This window comes from Endozoicomonas sp. SESOKO2, from assembly GCF_024606245.1.
In the GTDB taxonomy this organism is placed as follows: Bacteria; Pseudomonadota; Gammaproteobacteria; order Pseudomonadales; family Endozoicomonadaceae; genus Endozoicomonas_A.
Map to the genome: position 1 here is coordinate 1 of NZ_JAHHPQ010000502.1, position 2,246 is coordinate 2,246.

At 49.7% G+C, this 2,246-nt stretch carries 2 protein-coding genes; one reads left to right on the forward strand and one right to left on the reverse strand.

Annotation, left to right across the window (positions count from 1 at the left end; all coding sequences use genetic code 11):
* Nucleotides 1-1,190, reverse strand: a 1,190-nt coding sequence (gene bioA / locus KDK17_RS11470) for an adenosylmethionine--8-amino-7-oxononanoate transaminase (RefSeq protein WP_257288136.1), incomplete at its 3' end; no start/stop codon positions are given.
* Between the two features lie 206 nt (nucleotides 1,191-1,396).
* Between bioA and KDK17_RS11475 the strand changes: the two genes are divergently transcribed.
* Nucleotides 1,397-2,246 (forward strand): 6-carboxytetrahydropterin synthase (locus KDK17_RS11475; protein WP_257288137.1); only part of this gene is annotated, 850 nt, incomplete at its 3' end.

A 2,246-nucleotide genomic window follows, 5' to 3' on the forward strand; every position in this document is an offset into this window, starting at 1 on the left:
CCGAAAGGCCTGACCCATACTCCTTGTTCAGGAAAACGGGGTTGAATTTCAGACATGATTACCGGCTCTTTCAACTCAACCACACCGATGGCCCCCAAAACCCGGACGTTATCCACCGTCTCCAGATCATTACAGGGAGAAAGTCCGTCCCATAATTTTTTCTCTATATTGGCCACCTGACTGACCCACTCACCTGTGGATAAAATATCCATGCTAGCCACACCGGCTGCACAAGCCAGAGGATTAGCCATGAAAGTGGGACCGTGCATGATCGGGCCAGAGGCACAGATAGTCTTACTGACTTCTTCAGTGCACATCACAGCGGATAGCGTCATATAGCCACCGGTCAGGGCCTTACCTACACACATGATGTCCGGGATCACACCAGCGTGTTCGCAGGCAAACATTTTCCCGGTTCGACCAAAACCCGTGGCAATCTCATCATGAATCAGCAAGACTTCATGCTCGTCGCAAAGCGCTCTGACTTTTTTCAGAAAATCGGGGGAGTAGAAGTGCATACCGCCAGCCCCCTGAACGATAGGCTCTATGATAACCGCAGCCACCTGAAGACTCAGGGACTCCAGTTCAGAGCGAAACGTCTCAATGTGGTGGTCTTCCAATATCTCATAAAAGCCACAGCCGGGCCGGGGTACAAAATGATGTTCAGGAAGAATACCGGTAAACAAATGATGCATACCATTGTCAGGATCACACACAGCCATACCGCCGGTCGTATCGCCAAAGTAACCGCCTTTGAATGTCAGCAGCTTGTTCTTGTGAATCTCGCCTTTGCACTGCCAATACTGCATAGCCATCTTGATGGCTACTTCTATGGCGACAGATCCTGAATCTGCAAAAAACACAGTTTTGATCGGTTCGGGCGTAAGGGCAACCAGTCTGCGAGACAGTTCAATGGCGGGTTTGTGGGTCAGTCCACCGAACATGACATGGGACATTGAATCGACCTGATCCTTAATGGCTTGATTCATAACCGGATGGTTATAGCCATGGACCATACTCCACCAGGACGACATTCCATCAATCACTTCCCGGCCATCACTCAAGAGAAGCCTGACCCCTGAGGCACTTTCAACAGCAAACAGTTCATACTGGCTGGGCGTTGTCCCGTAAGGGTGCCAGATATGCCGGGCATCAAACTCAAGATCAGACTGTGTGATGGTACGATCCACAATGGGCTCCAACGTCTTCAAATATTCAGAAAACTACGAATAATATGCCAATTCAACACAACAATTCACCGATAACGGCCCAACACAAACCATTTCACAGAATTTGACTGAACACTGAATCGCCTCGAGAAATGAGTTACAATTCCCAACTAACTCATTATTTTTCTTCATCCACTTTTCTCAAACCAAAGTAGAACCAGAACCCAATGACCGCACTGTTCGTCAATCAACTTACCACTCTTGATTTCAGTTACCTTTCTCCGGAGCGCGGGGTTGTAGGGGAAACCTGGCTGGTCGATGTCGTGCTCCGGGGCGATCTGGATGAACAAGGTATGGTCTTTGACTTTGGTCACGTCAAAAAGCAGATCAAGGCCTCTCTGGACATTCTTGCCGACCACCGTCTACTGATACCGGCTTCTAACGAGGCAATAGCCGTCAAAACAGAAAATAAGGAACACCTTTCTGTCAAAATGCAGACCAGTACCGGTGACGTCATCGAATGCAAGGCTCCCGCCCCTGCCATTTTACTGGTCGATACTCAGGAAATAACACCCGAAGCCTTGATCCCCTATCTGGAAAAAACCCTGCTGGATGAACTGCCGGACAACGTCAGTGATGTTGAACTGCACATTTATCCGGAACAGTTTTCCGGTGCTTTCTACCACTACAGCCACGGTCTGAAAAAGCATCTCGGTGATTGCCAGCGAATTGCACACGGACATCGCTCTCCTATCCATATCTATCTGGACGGCAAGCGCGACCCGACTCTGGAAGCAGACTGGGCCGAAACCTGGAAAGATATCTACATTGCCACCCGTGAAGATCTGCTGGAGAAAGTGACCATAGGCAAGCGGGATCACCTTCGCTTTGGCTACACCTCCGACCAGGGTTACTTCGAGCTGACACTGGCAGAAGATCACTGCTACCTGATTGATACTGACAGCACCGTGGAGCTTCTGGCAGAGCATATCGCCTCCACACTAAAAACCCGTCACCCGGACCACTCAGTCCGGGTGGTAGCCTTTGAAGGATTTAACAAAGGGGCTGTAGCAGAGA